Origin of the sequence: Billgrantia aerodenitrificans (assembly GCF_021404405.1) — a bacterium.
In the GTDB taxonomy this organism is placed as follows: domain Bacteria; phylum Pseudomonadota; class Gammaproteobacteria; order Pseudomonadales; family Halomonadaceae; genus Halomonas; species Halomonas aerodenitrificans.
In genome coordinates this window covers 104,115-118,945 of the sequence record NZ_JABFTV010000003.1, presented here as the reverse complement: position 1 = coordinate 118,945, position 14,831 = coordinate 104,115, and the positions used below count along the sequence as shown (strand labels likewise).

Sequence of the window (14,831 nt, the reverse complement as noted above, 5' to 3'; positions counted from 1 at the left end):
GGTAACGTCATGACCGAACTGCAGCAGGCCGCGCGCCAGGCCCTGGCGCTGATGGACCTCACCAGCCTCAACGACGATGACAGCGATGCCGTCATTCGCGAGCTGTGCACCCGCGCCAACACCCCCGTGGGCCATTCGGCGGCGGTGTGTGTCTTTCCCGCCTTCGTGGCAACCGCGCGTCAGGCGCTGGCCGAGCAGGGCCTGGCCGGCAAGGTGAAGGTGGCCACGGTGACCAATTTTCCCCACGGGGAGGCGGACATCGAGCGCGCCGCAGAGGAGACCCGGGCGGCCATCGCCGCCGGCGCCGACGAGGTCGACGTGGTGTTTCCCTACCGTGCGCTGATGGCGGGTGACGCCGAGGTCGGCCGTAAACTGGTCGAGGCTTGCAAGCGCGAGTGCGGCGACGCCGTGCTCAAGGTGATTCTGGAAACCGGCGAGCTCAAGGACGCCGGGCTGATCGACCGCGCCGGCATGCTGGCCATCGACGGCGGCGCCGACTTCCTCAAGACCTCCACCGGCAAGGTGGCGGTCAACGCCACCCTGAACGCCGCCAAGATCCTGCTCACCGCAATCAAGGCGAGCGGCCGCGACGTCGGCTTCAAGGCCGCCGGCGGGGTGCGCACCGCCGAGGATGCCGCCGCCTACCTGCAGCTCGCCGAGCGGGTGATGGGGGCCGAGTGGATCACTCCGGCGCACTTCCGCTTCGGTGCCTCGGGGCTGCTCGGCAGCCTGCTCGATACCCTGGGCGTCGAGCAAGACAAGGGCCCGACGGGAGGCTACTGATGGCTATCCGTGCGCTTCCCCAGGAGCTGATCCGCGCCAAGCGCGACGGCCAGGCGCTCGCCCCCGAGGAGATAGGCGAGCTGGTGACCGGCGTCAGTGACGGCAGCCTCTCCGACGCCCAGGTCGGTGCGCTTGCCATGGCGATCTACCTCAACGGCATGAATGCCGCCGAGACGGTGGCACTGACCGAGGCGGTGCGCGACTCCGGCGAGGTGCTGGTGTGGCGCGGCCTGGGCCAGGGGCTCGACCTGCCGGGGCCGGTGCTCGACAAGCACTCTACCGGCGGAGTGGGCGATCTCGTCTCGCTGGTGCTGGGGCCGTGGATCGCCGCCTGCGGCGGCTACGTGCCGATGGTGTCCGGTCGCGGCCTGGGCCACACCGGCGGCACCCTGGACAAGCTCGAGGCAATTCCTGGCTACGACATTGCCCCCACGCGGGAGCGCTTTCGTCGCCTGGTACGCGAAGCGGGCGTGGCCATCGTCGGCCAGACCGCCGAGCTGGCCCCGGCCGACCGGCGGCTCTACGCCATTCGCGACGTCACCGCCACGGTGGAGTCGCTGCCGCTGATCGTCAGCTCGATCCTCGGCAAGAAGCTGGCCTGCGGCCTCGATGCCCTGGTGATGGACGTCAAGACCGGCAGCGGCGCCTTTATGCCTACTCATGAGGCGTCGTTCGAGCTGGCCAGCACCATCGCCGAGGTGGCCAGCCGCGCCGGCACGCCGACCACTGCGCTGCTCACCGACATGAGCCAGCCGCTGGCGCCCTGCGCCGGCAATGCCGTCGAGGTGCGCGAGGCGATTGCGCTGCTGACTGGTGAAAAGACGGGCGACAAGAGCGGTGATGAGAGCGGTGATAAGAGCGGAGGGCGTCTGCTGGAGGTAACCCGCACGCTTGCCGCCGAGCTGCTGCTGGCCGGCAGGCTGGCCAGGGACCATGAAGGCGCCCTGGCCCTGCTCGACGAGCGGCTCGCCTCGGGGGCTGCCGCCGAGCGCTTCGCGCGCATGGTGGCGGGCCTGGGCGGCCCCGCCGACCTGCTCGAACGACACGACCGCCACCTGCCCGGGGCGGCGGTGGTGCGCCCCGTATACGCCGAGCGCAGCGGGCGGGTCACGCGCATGGATACCCGCGCCCTGGGTCTCGCCGTGGTGACGCTGGGCGGCGGACGTCGTGCGCCGAGCGATGGTATCGATCATTCGGTTGGCCTGAGCGGCATTGCCGCCCTCGGCGAGGCGGTCGATGGCGAACGCCCGCTGGCCTGGGTGCACGCCGGCAGCGAGGCCGATGCCGAGCGCGCCGCCAGCCAGCTGCGCGCGGCCATCGAAGTGAACGACGTCGCACCCGGAGACGTCGTACTGCCTACACTCATTCAAGACGTGATCCGTCGGGAGGCGCCATGACGCGTGCCATCGTGCTGGTACTCGACTCTTTCGGCATCGGTGCGGCCCCCGATGCCGAGCGCTTCGGCGACGCCGGGGCCGATACCCTGGGCCATATCGCCGCCGCCTGCTCCCGTGGACGCTGTGACGGCTCTTTACAGGGCCCCAAAACCGGCCCGGCGGCACGCCAAGGCCCGCTGGCATTACCCAACCTGGGCCGGCTGGGGTTGTTCCACGCCCACCGCGAGAGCACCGGCGCTTGGGCCGAGGGCGTCGAGGTGCCGACCGAGGTGATCGGCGCCTACGGCCACGCCGGGGAGATCTCCTCGGGCAAGGACACCCCCTCGGGCCATTGGGAGATCGCCGGGGTGCCGGTGCGCTTCGACTGGGGCTACTTCCTCGACCGCGAGGAGAGCTTTCCTCCCGAGCTGCTCGCAGCGTTGATCCGCGAGGGCGAGCTGCCCGGCGTGCTGGGCAACTGCCACGCCTCGGGCACCGAGATCATCGCCCGGCTCGGCGAAGAGCACATGGCCAGTGGCAAGCCCATCGTCTACACCTCGGCGGACTCGGTGCTGCAGATCGCCGCCCACGAGGAAAGCTTCGGTCTGGCGCGGCTCCACGCCCTGTGCGAGACCGCCCGGCGCCTGCTCGAGCCCTACAACATCGGCCGGGTGATCGCGCGGCCCTTCGTCGGCCAGAGCGCGGCGGACTTCACCCGCACCGCCAACCGTCGCGACTACAGCGTCGAGCCGCCCGCACCCACGGTATTGCAGAAGCTGTGCGACGACGGCGGCGAGGTGTTCGCCATCGGCAAGATCGCCGACATCTACGCCCACTGCGGGGTGACGCACACGCTCAAGGCCAGCGGCCACGATGCGCTGATGGACGCCACCCTGGCCGCCCTGGACGAGGCCGGCGAGCGTTCTCTGGTGATGACCAACTTCGTCGACTTCGACACCCTCTACGGCCACCGGCGCGACGTGACCGGCTATGCCGCTGCGCTGGAGGCCTTCGACGCGCGGCTGCCCGAACTGCTGGCCAAACTGCGCGACGACGACCTGCTGGTGATCACCGCCGACCACGGCTGCGATCCCACCTGGCACGGCACCGATCACACCCGCGAGCGGGTGCCGGTGCTGGCGCTGGGGGCCGGGCTCGCTCCCGGCTCGCTGGGCGCGCGCGACACCTTCGCCGATATCGGCCAGAGCCTGGCGGCGCATCTGGGCCTGGCGCCCATGGCCGACGGCACGAGTTTTATTGCCTCTCCACCTCAGCCCAAGCCACCTCAACCCGACCCTCTCGCTGCATAGGAGCCTGACATGGCGACTCCCCATATTCAGGGCGAACGCGGCATCTTCGCCGACACCGTGCTGATGCCCGGCGACCCGCTGCGTGCCAAGCACATCGCCGAGACCTTCCTCGAGGATGCCCGCGAGGTCACCAGCGTGCGCAACATGCTCGGCTTCACCGGCCGTTATCGCGGCCGCGAGATCTCGGTGATGGGCCACGGCATGGGCATCCCCTCGGTCTCCATCTACGCCAAGGAGCTGATCACCGACTATGGCGTGCAGCGCCTGATCCGGGTCGGCTCCTGCGGCGCGGTGCGCGACGACGTGGCGGTGCGTGACGTGGTGATCGGCCTCGGTGCGAGCACCGACTCGGCGGTCAACCGTACTCGCTTCATGGGTCACGACTTCGCCGCCATCGCCGACTTCGAGTTGACCCGCCACGCGGTGGACGCCGCCGCGGCCCAGGGCGTGCCGGTGAAGGTGGGCAACCTGTTTTCGGCGGACCTGTTCTACAGCCCCCAGGGCGAGCTGTTCGAACTGATGAAGCGCTACGGCATCGTTGGCGTGGAGATGGAGGCGGCGGGGCTCTACGGCGTGGCGGCGGAGTTCGGCGGCCGGGCGATGACCATCTGTACCGTCTCCGACCATATCCTCAAGGGTGAATCGCTGCCCAGCGAGGCCCGCGAGCGCAGCTTCAACGAGATGGTCGAGGTGGCACTGGAAGCGGTACTGCGCGACGACGCGGCGGGGGCGGCATGAGCCATGGCATGAGCGACGCCGTCGACCCGGCCATCGTCGGCGCATTGATCGCGGTACGCGGCAACGCCTACGCGCCGTACTCGCAGCATCCGGTGGGCGCCATGGTGGAAAGCGAGAGCGGCGCGCGTTACTTCGGCGCCAACGTCGAGGTGGCCCACTACAAGGGCTTGTGCGCCGAGGCCTCGGCCATTGCCGCCATGGTCAGCGCCGGCGAGCGGCGCCTGCGCCACGTCTACGTGATCGGCCCCGGCGAGCACCTGTGCACCCCCTGCGGCGACTGCCGCCAGCGCATCCGCGAATTTGCCGACGCCGAGACCCGTATCCACGTGGTCGACGCCGAAGGCCGGCTGCTCAAGCGCTACACCATGGAACAGCTCCTGCCCGATGCGTTTGGACCGGAGAATCTTAAACTCACTCCCTGAGCTCGATGCGCTCGAAATGCGGTGCCAGGCGTTTGACCAGCCCGGCCAGCATCGCCCGCGGCGGGGCGTTCTCCACCGGCTGGCAGTAGGCCGGGTCGAGGCACTGGCGGGTGCGGGCCACCTGAATGGCGTAGCGGCGCACGCCGCAGTCGGCCAGGGTCAGCGCCAGGCGCTCCACCTCGGCCAGCGAGAAGTCGCGCCAGTGCACGGTGGTGCGGCACTCGAAGTCGATGCCGCCGTCGAGCAGCGCCATCAGGCTCTGGCTGTTGCGCTGCCAGATGCCGGGACGCCCGCAGATGCGGTCGAAGTCGCCCCCGCGTCCCTTCACGTCGAGCCCCACCCAGTCGAGCCACGGCAGCAGCCGTGAAAGCCGCGCCGGGTAAGGGCCGGCGGTATGCAAGCCGACCTTGAAGCCCATTTCCTTGACCTCGCGTACCGCCGCCGGCAGGGCGTTGTGCAGCGTCGGTTCGCCACCGCTGAACACCACCGCCTCGAGCAGGCCCCGGCGGCTCTCGAGGAACTCACGCACCGCCTGCCACTCGTTCTCGTCGCCGCGACGCGGCGCCATCATATGGCCGTTGTGGCAGTAGCCGCAGCGCAGAGGACAGCCCTGCAGGAACACCACACAGGCCAGATGATCCGGATAGTCCAGGGTGGTCATCTGAGTCATGCCGGCGACGGGCAGGCGAATGCCGTCGAGAGACGTGAAGGGGGGCGGGGCGAGGTCGGTGGCGATCATGGGAGCTTCTCGGCTTGGGACGTGAATGCCGGGCACCGGGCCCGGCAGGTCCATCGGTCGAATGTCAGGGCGTCAGGGCGGCGGCCCGCTCGGTGAAATGGCGGCGTTCGCGATGCTCGGCGCGCTTGCCGACGTTGAACTGGCTGACCGGGCGATGGTAGCCCATCACGCGGGTCCAGACCTCGCAGCGCTGGCGTTGTTCGGTGGGCAGGGTGTCGATGTTCGTCATGGCTTGGCTCCTTCCAAAGGGTTGATGACAGCGGTTTAAAAACGCTCAGGCCGGGATGGCCGCGGCGCGTCTTGCCAGCAGTGCTTCGTCGCACTTGGGGCAGAACTCGTGTTCGCCGGCCAGATAGCCGTGCACCGGGCAGATCGAGAAGGTCGGCGTCACGGTGATGTAGGGCAGGCGGAAGCGCGACAGCGCGGTGTGTACCAGCTTGCGGCAGGCGGTGGCGCTGGAGAGCCGCTCGCGCATGTAGAGGTGCAGCACGGTACCGCCGGTGTAGCGGGTCTGCAGCGGGTCCTGGTGAATCAGCGCCTCGAAGGGGTCGTCGGTGTGCCCCACCGGCAGCTGGCTGGAGTTGGTGTAGTAGGGCGCCTCCGGCGTGCCGGCCTGCAGAATGCCAGGGAAGCGCTCGGCATCGGCGCGGGCGAAACGGTAGGTGGTGCCCTCCGCCGGGGTCGCTTCCAGGTTGTAGAGGTGGCCGGTCTCGGTCTGGAACTGCTGCATCCTGGTGCGCACGTGGTCGAGCACTTCGAGGGCCAGCTGGCGCCCTTCGGGGGCGGTGATGTCGTAGCGGTCGTCGCAGAAGTTGCGCACCATCTCGTTGAGCCCGTTCACGCCCAGGGTGGAGAAGTGGTTGCGCAGGGTGCCCAGGTAGCGCTGGGTATAGGGGTAGAGCCCCTCGTTCATCCACTGCTGGATGCACTCGCGCTTGAGCTCCAGACTGTCGCGGCCCAGCGCCAGCAGGTGGTCGAGTTCGCGCAGCAGGCCCGCCCGGTCGCCGGCGAAGCGATAACCCAGTCGTGCGCAGTTGAGCGTCACCACCCCCAGCGAGCCGGTCTGCTCGGCGCTGCCGAACAGGCCGTTGCCACGCTTGAGCAGCTCGGTCAGGTCGAGCTGCAGGCGGCAGCACATGGAGCGCACCATGTGCGGCTCCAGGTCGGAATTGAGGAAGTTCTGGAAATAGGGCAGGCCGTACTTGGCGGTCAGCGCGAACAGCCGCTCGGCGTTGTCGCTCTCCCAGTCGAAATCCGGGGTGATGTTGTAGGTGGGGATGGGGAAGGTGAACACCCGACCCTGGCGGTCGCCGGCCTCCATCACCTCCAGGTAGGCGCGGTTGAGCAGGTCCATCTCCGTCTGCAGCTCGCCGTAGGTGAAGAGCTGCTCCTGGCCGCCGATGATCGGCACCTGGTCGCGCAGGTCCGCCGGACATACCCAGTCGAAGGTGAGGTTGGTGAAGGGCGTCTGGCTGCCCCAGCGCGACGGCACGTTGAGGTTGTAGATGAACTCCTGGATCGCCTGCTTGACGGCCGGATAGTCGAGGCCGTCCCTGCGCACGTAGGGGGCGAGGTAGGTATCGAAGGAGCTGAAGGCCTGAGCCCCGGCCCACTCGTTCTGCAGCGTGCCGAGGAAGTTGACCATCTGCCCCAGGGCGCTGGAGAGGTGGCGCGGCGGGCCGCTCTCGGCGCGTCCGGGCACGCCGTTGAAGCCTTCGATCAGCAACTGGCGTAGCGACCAGCCGGCGCAGTAGCCGCACAGCATGTCGAGATCGTGGATGTGCAGGTCGCCTTCGCGGTGAGCGGCGCCGACCTCGGCCGGGTAGACCTCGTCGAGCCAGTAGTTGGCGATCAGCTTGCCCGAGACGTTGAGGATCAGCCCGCCCAGGGAGTAGCCCTGGTTGGCGTTGGCGTGCACGCGCCAGTCGGCGCGTTCGAGGTATTCGTTGACGGTCGAGGCGACGTCGATGCGGCGCGGGCCGGCCTGGCGGATGGGGGCGTTCACCGTAATCTCCCTATATGTGCTGCCATTTGATATTTTTAACCACAATATATGGTGTGTGAAGGCTAATGCCTTCGGCAGCGAGAGAAAATGACCCAGGTCAGAAAAGACCTATCGAGATAAATAGCCGTACTTGCTATAGGCTGTGCTGCGCCGTCGCTCGGTCTACGAGGAGGCGCTGTGAACCCATCCATGGGCGCTACATTTGCCATCCCTGGCAAATGACCTCCTCTTCGACCTGCCCCGGCGCCTCACTTGGCCCCGTAGAAGGCAGACTCGATGAGGAGTGGCTGTGGTTCTCGGCTCAGCCGGCGGGCAGCCGGGTGTTGTCCATGCCCGGGCGACCGTGCCAGTAGCCGTCGCACACCTCGGCCTCGACCAGCGTCAGCGGGTCGGCGGCGGGCAACACGCCGCGGCGGGCGGCGTCGAAGGCGGCGACCACCTCGGCCATGCCCTCGGCGCGGGGGCTCAGCCGTGCAACCGCCACGCCCATCGAGGCCATGTCGCCGACCTCGTGGCGCAGGTCCTGGCAGGCACCGGAAAGCGTCTGGATGCCGTTGAGGGTGAACACCTCCTTGGATTCCTGGGAGCGCAGCGCCAGGCCTTCCGGGTACTTCTGGCACACGAACTGGCAGCGGTCCTTGGGCTTCTGGTGGCGCCGCGCGGTGAAACAGCGCGACGACCAGGCCAGCGGCAGATGGCCGTAGGCGAACACCTCGCAGGACTGTTCGAGCCCCTCGGTGGCGCAGTCGGCCAGCAGGCGGGCGAGATCGTCGCGGGACATCTCCACCGGGGCCTGCCAGCGCTGCATGCCGGCCCGGGCCATCACGCCGATGGCGGCCGTGTTGTAGAGGTTGAGCGCGGCGCCGGCGACGAAGGGCAGGCCGGCGGCGGCCAGGCGCTGCAGGGCGCTCTGGTCATTGGCCTCGACCATGAACTCGCCGTTGTCGCACAGCTTGCGCAGGTCGCGCAGATCGGCCTCGGACTCGATCAGGGTCTGGCTCGCCAGCACCACCTGCTTGCCGCTCTGGGCCAGCTCGCGGCCGATGCCGAGCCAGTCGTCGAGCTTCATGTCGCGGCGACGCGAGCAGACGGACTCGCCCAGGGTGACGATTTCCACCGGCCAGTCGGCGGCCTCACGGTAGAAGTCGGCGTAGCGCTCGCGGGTCCAGTAGAACAGCACCGGGCCCAGGGCGAGCTGCAGGGAATCGGATGACATGAAAAGCTCCTATTTCCAGCGGCGTTCGTAGGCGCCCAGGGTGGTGGTGGCGCCCTCGGAGACCTCGCCGAGGCCGGCCATCCAGGCGGGATCGGGGTGGAAGCGCTCCGGCGTTCGCTCGAGGCGATCCAGTGCCTGGCGCCAGATACCGGCGACCTTCGACACGTAGGCCGGGCTGCGCTGGCGGCCCTCGATCTTCACCGCGCTGATGCCCAGCTCGCGCAGCTCCGGCAGCAGCTCCAGGGTGTTGAGGCTGGTGGGCTCCTCGATGGCGTGGTAGGTCTCGCCGCCGACCTCGAAGCGCCCCTTGCACAGGGTGGGGTAGCCGGCCCGCTCGCCCTCGCCATATCTGTCGATCAACACGCCGTTCAGGCGCGACTCGAGCCCCTGGGGTGTCTCCTCCCAGCGCACGTGGGCCGCCGGCGAACAGACCCCGCGAGTGTTGGGCGACTCGCCGGTGAGATAGGACGAGAGATAGCAGCGCCCTTCGGCCATGATGCACAGGCTGCCGAAGGCGAATACCTCCAGCTCGACGGGGCTCTGCTTGGCTAGGTCGCGCACCTGGGTGATGGAGAGCACCCGCGGCAGCACGGCGCGCTTGATGCCGAACTGGTCGTGGTAGAAGCGCAGCGCTTCAAAGCTGGTGGCCGAGCCCTGCACCGAGAGGTGGCGGGCGAGGTCCGGGTAGCGCCGGGCGGCATAGTCGAGCAAGCCCATGTCGGCCATGATCAGGGCGTCGACGCCGAGCTCGGCGGCCTGATCCACGGCGCGGGTCCACTGGGCCCAGCCGTCGGGCTGTGGATAGGTGTTGATGGCGCAGAACACCTTCTTGCCGCGGGCATGGGCGTAGTCGATGCCTTCGCGGGCACGCTTGTCGGTGAAATTGAGGCCGGCGAACTGCCGGGCATTGGTGGCGTTCTGGAAGCCGAAGTAGACGGCATCGGCGCCTTCATCCACCGCCCGCTTCAGGGCCGGCAGGTTGCCGGCCGGGCAGACGAGCTCCATGTCGCTCTCCTCGCAGTCTGGTAAACCCGACCATGCTAGTCGACTACGGCAGAGCGGCTTTTGATGAGGGTCATGGCGAGACGGGATAGTCCTGTCTCATAGCCCTGGCTCACAGCCCTATCCTGTGCGCCCGATGGGTGAAGAATATCCCGCTGGGCGATTCGGCCGGCAGCCTGGCCAGCTCCTCGAAGGTGCGGGTGTCGTAGACCACCACCTGGTTGCTGTCGCGAGCCGAGATCCAGATGTGCTCGCCGCGGGGAGTGAACTCCTTGTGCAGGATCGATTCGCCGGGCTCCAGGGTCTGGATCACCTCGTGGGTCTGGGTGTCGATGACTTGCACCTTGTCGTTGAGCGGGTGGGCGAAGGTGACCCACACCTGACGCTCGTCGGGGCGGCTCATGACGAAGATCGGCTGGCCGTGCACTTCGATGCGGTTGGTGAGCGACCAATCGCGGCTGTCGGCCACCAGCACCTCGTTGCGGCCCACGGCGGGGAAGAAGGCCTGGTCGCCGGCCATGGCCCAGCCTTCCAGGTGGGGCATCTTGTACACCGGCAGGCGCTGCTCGCCTTGACCGTAATCTGGCAGGATACGCTGCACGCCATTCTCCGGGTGCCACAGGTCGAGCAGGGCCATGCCGTCCTCGCCGAACAGGCCGGCAATGTAGTAGCGGCCGTTGGCGGTGATCAGGGCGTCGTAAGGCATGCTGCCCACGTCGCGGTACTGGGTCAGCTCGGGCTCGTCCTGGGACATGTCCAGGGTCCAGATCTCGCCGGCCTCGAACAGGCTGAAGACGAAGATATTGCCCGGCACGTCCACCACGCCCACCACCTTGGCCTGGGCACTGCTGCCATCCGGTCGTTGATAGGTGGCCGGCACATCGATGACCAGCTCCATGGTCTCGGTATCGAACACCTTCACCCCGCCCGGTTCGTAGTTGCCCACTGCCACGAAGCGGCCGTCCTGGGAGATGGCACCACCGATGCTGTTGCCGCCCTGGATGATGCGTGCATTGATCTCGCCGGTGAGCAGGTCGAGCCGGGTCAGGCCGCCGTCGCGGCCGAAGACGAAGGCGTAACGCGCATCGCGGGTGAACTTCACCGAGGCGTGGGAGAGATCGCCGAAGCCCTCGACATGCCGCAGCACCTCGCGGCGGGTGGTGTCGACCAGCGCCACGCTGCCGGTGGCGCGCTCGATGACCACGCCGAGGTCGCCGGTACCGCGCAGCTCCCCGTTCAGCGGCGTCTCGGCCAGCGCTTGGCCGGCGGTCAGCAGAGTGAGCGCGCCGCCGGCAAGCAGTGTCTTCAGCGGGTGTGGAATAGCCATGGCCAGTCTCCGGAATCAGTCCTGTTGCAGCGTTTTCAGGCGGTTGTCGGTGCGCAGATGCTCCGCCAGCCAGCGCGCCTCGGCGTCACTCAGCAGGGCCTTCCAGCCCGGCATGGCGCTGCCGGGAATGCCGTGCTGGATGATGTGGGCGAGCGCCTCGGGGCTGAAGCCCTGCATGCGGTCGCGGGGCAGTGCCGGGCCGAGTCCGCCGCGCAGGGTCATGCCGTGGCACGAGCCGCAGTCCTGATAGAGCAGGGTTTCCAGTTCGGCCTGGCGCTGCGGGTCGACGCCATCCGCATGGGGCTCCGCCATGGCGATGCCCGGAAGCATGAGAGCGAGGAATAACGGCAGGGCCGGAAGGTGCATGGGGAGCCTCACGATGCAGCGAAAGTCAGCGTTTGCCGCACCCGCAGCGGGGCGCAGCGTTCACGCAGTGTTGCGCTCCGATCACGCCATTGTTTTGACGAACGTCAATGCCGCGGCAAGTAGCGGCTTCGAGGGCGTGAAAAAGATACTTTGAAAATACCTCTTTTGACCTGTGTCAACGGCAGCGTCGATGGCCGCTTTCAGGGCTGATGTCGCATGTAAGATACCGCTTAAGATCATGCTTCCTTCGGCCTGCCGGGACACTGCCCATGGCTGCACTCGACTCACTCGACCGACGCCTCATCGATGCCTATCAGCGCGACCTGCCGCTCTGCGAGCGCCCCTTCGCGGCCATGGCCGAGCGCCTGGGAACGAGCGAGGCCGAGGTGATCGAGCGGCTTCAGGCCTTGCAGCATGATCAGGTGCTGAGCCGGGTCGGGCCGGTGTTCGACCATGCCCGCGCCGGCGCCAGCCTGCTGGCGGCAGTGGCGGTGCCCGAGGCCGAGCGCGACCGGGTGGCGGCGGCGATCAACCGCTCACCGGGGGTCAATCACAACTATTTACGCGAACACGATTTCAACCTCTGGTTCGTGATGACGGCGGCCGACGAGCTGCAGCTCGAGGCGCGCCTGGAAGCGTTGGAAGAGGAGTTGGGATATGCGGTGCTGCGCCTGCCGATGGTCGCGGCTTACCACATCGACCTCGGCTTTCCGATTCCCTGGGACGAGCTGGAGACGCCATGAACGGCCTGATTTCGACCGCCACAGCCACATTTACCGCCACCGCTTTTCGCGCGAGCGCATGCCCTGAGCGGCTGCGTTCGCTGCTGGAACGTGGCCTGCCGCTGACCGAACGCCCCTGGCGGGCGCTGGCCGAGCAGTGTGGCATGAGTGAGAGCGAGGTGTTGGTCTGGGTCGAGCGCTGGCAGCGCGAAGGCCTGATCAAGCGCCTGGGGCTGGTGGTGAGGCATCACGCCCTGGGCATGCGCGCCAACGCCATGGTGGTGTGGGACCTGCCCGATGCCGCGGTGGCCGAAGTGGGGCGTCAACTGGCCGCGGAGCCCGCCGTGACGCTCTGTTATCGCCGCCCGCGGCGCCTGCCCGCCTGGCCCTACAACCTGTTCTGCATGATCCACGGCGCCCGCCGCGAGCGGGTGCTGGCAGCGCTCGATGGTATCGTCGAGCGTCACGACCTGCAGGATGTTCCCCGCCGCGTGCTGTTCAGCCTCAAGGCCTACAAGCAGTGCGGCGGGCGCTACACCCGGGAGAAGCAGCCATGAGTACCCACCGCCACCGGCCCGAGCCGGTAGAACTCGACGCTGCCGACCGGGGCATCGTCAACCGCCTGCAGGACGGCCTGCCGCTGGTCGAGCGCCCCTACGCCACGGTGGCCGCCGAGCTCGGCCTCTCCGAAGGCGAGCTGCTCTATCGCCTGGAGCGGCTGCTCGAAGCCGGCGTGCTGAGCCGCTTCGGCCCGATGTACCACGCCGAGCGCCTGGGCGGCGGCCTGACCCTGGCGGCGCTGGAAGTGCCGGAAGCCGACTTCGAGCGGGTCACTACGGCGGTCAATGCCTTTCCCGAGGTGGCCCACAACTACCGCCGCGAGCACCGCCTCAACATGTGGTTCGTGCTGGCCACCGAAACCCCCGAGCGTATCGGCGAGACCATTGCGGCGATCGAGGCCACCACCGGCCTGGCGGTGTTCAACATGCCCAAGCAGGAGGAATTCCATGTCCGTCTCCACCTGCCCGTCTGAGCCGCTGGCCGAAGCCGCCGGCGCACACGGCCTCGACGCCATCGACCGCGCCATCGTGCTGGCCACCCAAGCCGGCCTGCCGCTGGTGCCGGATCCCTGGAGCGCGGTGGGTGGGCCGCTCGGTCTCGCCGGCGAAGAGGTTCGCGCGCGCATGCAGCGCATGCAGCAGAGCGGTGTGATCCGCCGCATCGCCGCGGTACCCAACCACTATCGGCTGGGCTACGTGGCCAACGGCATGACCGTATGGGACGTGGACGATGCCCACATCGAGCGCCTGGGGCGCGAAGTGGCCGCCATCCCCGGCGTGAGCCACTGCTACCGTCGCCCGCGCCACCTGCCCGAGTGGCCCTACAACCTGTTCGTGATGCTGCACGGCAAGAGTCAGGCCGAGGTCGAGCGCCAGGCCGAGGCGCTGCGCGAGATGCTAGGCGAGGCCTGCCGCGACCACCGCATCCTGTACAGCTCCCGCATTCTCAAGAAGACCGGCCTGCGGCTCGCCCGCCGGCCCGGTCCGCCGCGCTGAGGCCTGCGCCGCGCCAGAGGAGGTTTCCATGTTCCGTGTCACTCGCTACGTCAAATCGCTGCTCGAGCCCTCGCCCCAAGGGAGGGAAACCGGCACCGCGCCGCCCAAGCCCCCCGGCCCGGTGGTGATCTGGAACCTGATCCGCCGCTGCAACCTGACCTGCAAGCACTGCTACACCGTCTCGGCGGACGTCGACTTCAAGGGCGAACTCTCAACCGAGGAGGTCTTCAGCGTCCTCGACGACTTGAAGCGCTTCCGCGTACCGGCGCTGATCCTCTCCGGCGGCGAACCGCTGATGCGGCCCGACATCTTCGAGATCTCCCGGCGTGCCAAGGAGCTCGGCATCTATACCGGGCTCTCCACCAACGGCACCCTGATCGACGAGAGCAATATTGCGCAGATCGCCGAGTGTGGCTACGACTACGTGGGCATCAGCATCGACGGCCTCGAGGCCACCCACGACGAGTTCCGTCGGCGCAAGGGGGCGTTCCGCGAGTCGATGCATGCGGTCAAGCTGTGCAAGCAGCACGGCATCAAGGTGGGGCTGCGCTTCACCCTGACCCAGCAGAACTACGAGCAGCTCGACGCCATCCTGGCGCTGATCGACGAGCACGACGTCGACAAGTTCTACCTCTCGCACCTCAACTACGGCGGGCGTGGCCACCGTCATCGCAAGCAGGACGCCTGGTACCAGATGACCCGCGACGCCATGACCCGGCTGTTCGACCACTGCCGGGCCGAGCTCGAACGCGGTGTCGAGCGCGAGTACGTCACCGGCAACAACGACGCCGACGGCCCCTTCCTGCTGATGTGGGCTCGCGAGCACTTTCCCGACCGGGTCGAGGCGCTGGAGCGGCGCCTGACCCACTGGGGCGGCAACGCCTCGGGGGAGTACATCGCCAACATCGACAACCTGGGCATCGTGCACCCGGACACCTTCTGGTGGGACCACGCCATCGGCAACGTGCGCCAGCGGCCGTTCTCGGAGATCTGGCGCGACAGCCAGGACGAGCTGATGCAGGGCTTCCGTCAGCGTCCGCGGCCGCTCAAGGGGCGCTGCGCCGAGTGCCGCTTTCTTGCCATCTGCAACGGCAACACTCGGGTGCGGGCGTGGAAGGTGACCGGCGACCCCTGGGAGGAGGATCCCGGCTGCTACCTCAGCAACGAGGAGATCGGAGTGGAAGAAGAGCGCCAGCGGCGCGTGGCCGCCCCCTTCGACACGATTCAGGCCGTCGAGCTGTAGGCCTCGGAACACCCATATCGGAACAC

General features: G+C 68.1%; 17 protein-coding genes. 10 read left to right on the top strand and 7 right to left on the bottom strand.

The annotated features are described in order from the left end of the window. Positions 1–9: 9 nt before the first annotated feature. From deoC to cdd, 5 genes are read left to right on the top strand one after another with little or no spacing between them, the layout of a single operon-like run. Entirely contained in the window at positions 10–783 is a 774-nt protein-coding gene (deoC, locus tag HOP59_RS06720; RefSeq protein WP_234253285.1) for a deoxyribose-phosphate aldolase, read from the top strand. Continuing rightward, positions 783–2,180 carry a thymidine phosphorylase gene (gene deoA / locus HOP59_RS06715; protein ID WP_234253284.1) on the top strand — a complete coding sequence of 466 codons (1,398 nt, stop codon included), beginning with the start codon at positions 783–785 and terminating at the stop codon, positions 2,178–2,180. The genes deoC and deoA overlap by 1 nt, the downstream gene beginning before the upstream one ends. Then, positions 2,177–3,469 carry a phosphopentomutase gene (locus HOP59_RS06710; protein WP_234253283.1) on the top strand — a complete coding sequence of 431 codons (1,293 nt, stop codon included), beginning with the start codon at positions 2,177–2,179 and terminating at the stop codon, positions 3,467–3,469. The genes deoA and HOP59_RS06710 overlap by 4 nt, the downstream gene beginning before the upstream one ends. 9 nt (positions 3,470–3,478) lie before the next feature. Continuing rightward, positions 3,479–4,207, top strand: coding sequence for a purine-nucleoside phosphorylase (gene deoD, locus HOP59_RS06705; protein ID WP_010626222.1), 729 nt, complete (start codon positions 3,479–3,481; stop codon positions 4,205–4,207). Between the two features lie 8 nt (positions 4,208–4,215). Further along, positions 4,216–4,629, top strand: coding sequence for a cytidine deaminase (gene cdd / locus HOP59_RS06700; RefSeq protein WP_010626223.1), 414 nt, complete (start codon positions 4,216–4,218; stop codon positions 4,627–4,629). Here the strand turns inward: cdd and HOP59_RS06695 are convergent. From HOP59_RS06695 to HOP59_RS06665, 7 genes are all read right to left on the bottom strand, one after another. Then, positions 4,619–5,368 carry an anaerobic ribonucleoside-triphosphate reductase activating protein gene (locus tag HOP59_RS06695; RefSeq protein WP_010626224.1) on the bottom strand — a complete coding sequence of 250 codons (750 nt, stop codon included), beginning with the start codon at positions 5,366–5,368 and terminating at the stop codon, positions 4,619–4,621. The genes cdd and HOP59_RS06695 overlap by 11 nt on opposite strands. Positions 5,369–5,432: 64 nt before the next feature. Beyond that, positions 5,433–5,597, bottom strand: a complete 165-nt coding sequence (gene nrdD, locus HOP59_RS06690) for an anaerobic ribonucleoside-triphosphate reductase (RefSeq protein ID WP_010626225.1) — start codon at positions 5,595–5,597, stop codon at positions 5,433–5,435. A gap of 45 nt (positions 5,598–5,642) precedes the next feature. Further along, positions 5,643–7,373, bottom strand: a complete 1,731-nt coding sequence (locus HOP59_RS06685) for a ribonucleoside triphosphate reductase (protein WP_010626226.1) — start codon at positions 7,371–7,373, stop codon at positions 5,643–5,645. A gap of 301 nt (positions 7,374–7,674) precedes the next feature. Next, on the bottom strand, positions 7,675–8,589 hold the full coding sequence (locus HOP59_RS06680) for a U32 family peptidase (RefSeq protein WP_234253282.1): 915 nt from the start codon (positions 8,587–8,589) through the stop codon (positions 7,675–7,677). 9 nt (positions 8,590–8,598) lie between these two features. Continuing rightward, positions 8,599–9,594 (bottom strand): ubiquinone anaerobic biosynthesis protein UbiU, encoded by a 996-nt coding sequence (gene ubiU, locus HOP59_RS06675; protein ID WP_234253281.1) that lies wholly within the window; start codon positions 9,592–9,594, stop codon positions 8,599–8,601. 109 nt (positions 9,595–9,703) lie between these two features. Further along, positions 9,704–10,918, bottom strand: coding sequence for a cytochrome D1 domain-containing protein (locus HOP59_RS06670; RefSeq protein WP_234253280.1), 1,215 nt, complete (start codon positions 10,916–10,918; stop codon positions 9,704–9,706). A 15-nt stretch (positions 10,919–10,933) separates the two neighbouring features. Further along, a complete protein-coding gene (locus tag HOP59_RS06665) occupies positions 10,934–11,284 on the bottom strand; it encodes a c-type cytochrome (RefSeq protein WP_010626230.1) in 351 nt (116 codons plus the stop codon). A gap of 269 nt (positions 11,285–11,553) precedes the next feature. Here HOP59_RS06665 and HOP59_RS06660 point away from each other — a divergent pair, with 269 nt between their 5' ends. The 5 genes from HOP59_RS06660 to nirJ are packed head-to-tail and all read left to right on the top strand — an operon-like array spanning position 11,554 to position 14,805. Beyond that, a complete protein-coding gene (locus tag HOP59_RS06660) occupies positions 11,554–12,027 on the top strand; it encodes an Lrp/AsnC family transcriptional regulator (protein WP_234253279.1) in 474 nt (157 codons plus the stop codon). Further along, positions 12,024–12,563: a siroheme decarboxylase subunit beta gene (gene ahbB / locus HOP59_RS06655; RefSeq protein ID WP_234253278.1), complete on the top strand. Its 540-nt coding sequence runs from the start codon at positions 12,024–12,026 to the stop codon at positions 12,561–12,563. Before HOP59_RS06660 ends, ahbB (HOP59_RS06655) begins: the two co-directional genes overlap by 4 nt. Further along, positions 12,560–13,039 (top strand): Lrp/AsnC family transcriptional regulator, encoded by a 480-nt coding sequence (locus HOP59_RS06650; RefSeq protein ID WP_234253277.1) that lies wholly within the window; start codon positions 12,560–12,562, stop codon positions 13,037–13,039. Before ahbB (HOP59_RS06655) ends, HOP59_RS06650 begins: the two co-directional genes overlap by 4 nt. Next, positions 13,014–13,562, top strand: a complete 549-nt coding sequence (gene ahbB / locus HOP59_RS06645) for a siroheme decarboxylase subunit beta (RefSeq protein WP_234253276.1) — start codon at positions 13,014–13,016, stop codon at positions 13,560–13,562. Before HOP59_RS06650 ends, ahbB (HOP59_RS06645) begins: the two co-directional genes overlap by 26 nt. A gap of 28 nt (positions 13,563–13,590) precedes the next feature. Next, on the top strand, positions 13,591–14,805 hold the full coding sequence (nirJ, locus tag HOP59_RS06640; protein WP_234253275.1) for a heme d1 biosynthesis radical SAM protein NirJ: 1,215 nt from the start codon (positions 13,591–13,593) through the stop codon (positions 14,803–14,805). The last annotated feature ends 26 nt before the right edge of the window (positions 14,806–14,831 follow it).

Excerpts from the sequence above, each read along its gene's own strand:
- deoC (WP_234253285.1), top strand. The coding sequence starts at position 10 with ATGACCGAACTGCAGCAGGCCGCGCGCCAGGCCCTGGCGCTGATGGAC.
- deoA (WP_234253284.1), top strand. The coding sequence starts at position 783 with ATGGCTATCCGTGCGCTTCCCCAGGAGCTGATCCGCGCCAAGCGCGAC.
- HOP59_RS06710 (WP_234253283.1), top strand. The coding sequence starts at position 2,177 with ATGACGCGTGCCATCGTGCTGGTACTCGACTCTTTCGGCATCGGTGCG.
- deoD (WP_010626222.1), top strand. The coding sequence starts at position 3,479 with ATGGCGACTCCCCATATTCAGGGCGAACGCGGCATCTTCGCCGACACC.
- cdd (WP_010626223.1), top strand. The coding sequence starts at position 4,216 with ATGAGCGACGCCGTCGACCCGGCCATCGTCGGCGCATTGATCGCGGTA.
- HOP59_RS06695 (WP_010626224.1), bottom strand. The coding sequence starts at position 5,368 with ATGATCGCCACCGACCTCGCCCCGCCCCCCTTCACGTCTCTCGACGGC.
- nrdD (WP_010626225.1), bottom strand. The coding sequence starts at position 5,597 with ATGACGAACATCGACACCCTGCCCACCGAACAACGCCAGCGCTGCGAG.
- HOP59_RS06680 (WP_234253282.1), bottom strand. The coding sequence starts at position 8,589 with ATGTCATCCGATTCCCTGCAGCTCGCCCTGGGCCCGGTGCTGTTCTAC.
- ubiU (WP_234253281.1), bottom strand. The coding sequence starts at position 9,594 with ATGGAGCTCGTCTGCCCGGCCGGCAACCTGCCGGCCCTGAAGCGGGCG.
- HOP59_RS06670 (WP_234253280.1), bottom strand. The coding sequence starts at position 10,918 with ATGGCTATTCCACACCCGCTGAAGACACTGCTTGCCGGCGGCGCGCTC.
- HOP59_RS06665 (WP_010626230.1), bottom strand. The coding sequence starts at position 11,284 with ATGCACCTTCCGGCCCTGCCGTTATTCCTCGCTCTCATGCTTCCGGGC.
- HOP59_RS06660 (WP_234253279.1), top strand. The coding sequence starts at position 11,554 with ATGGCTGCACTCGACTCACTCGACCGACGCCTCATCGATGCCTATCAG.
- ahbB (WP_234253278.1), top strand. The coding sequence starts at position 12,024 with ATGAACGGCCTGATTTCGACCGCCACAGCCACATTTACCGCCACCGCT.
- HOP59_RS06650 (WP_234253277.1), top strand. The coding sequence starts at position 12,560 with ATGAGTACCCACCGCCACCGGCCCGAGCCGGTAGAACTCGACGCTGCC.
- ahbB (WP_234253276.1), top strand. The coding sequence starts at position 13,014 with ATGTCCGTCTCCACCTGCCCGTCTGAGCCGCTGGCCGAAGCCGCCGGC.
- nirJ (WP_234253275.1), top strand. The coding sequence starts at position 13,591 with ATGTTCCGTGTCACTCGCTACGTCAAATCGCTGCTCGAGCCCTCGCCC.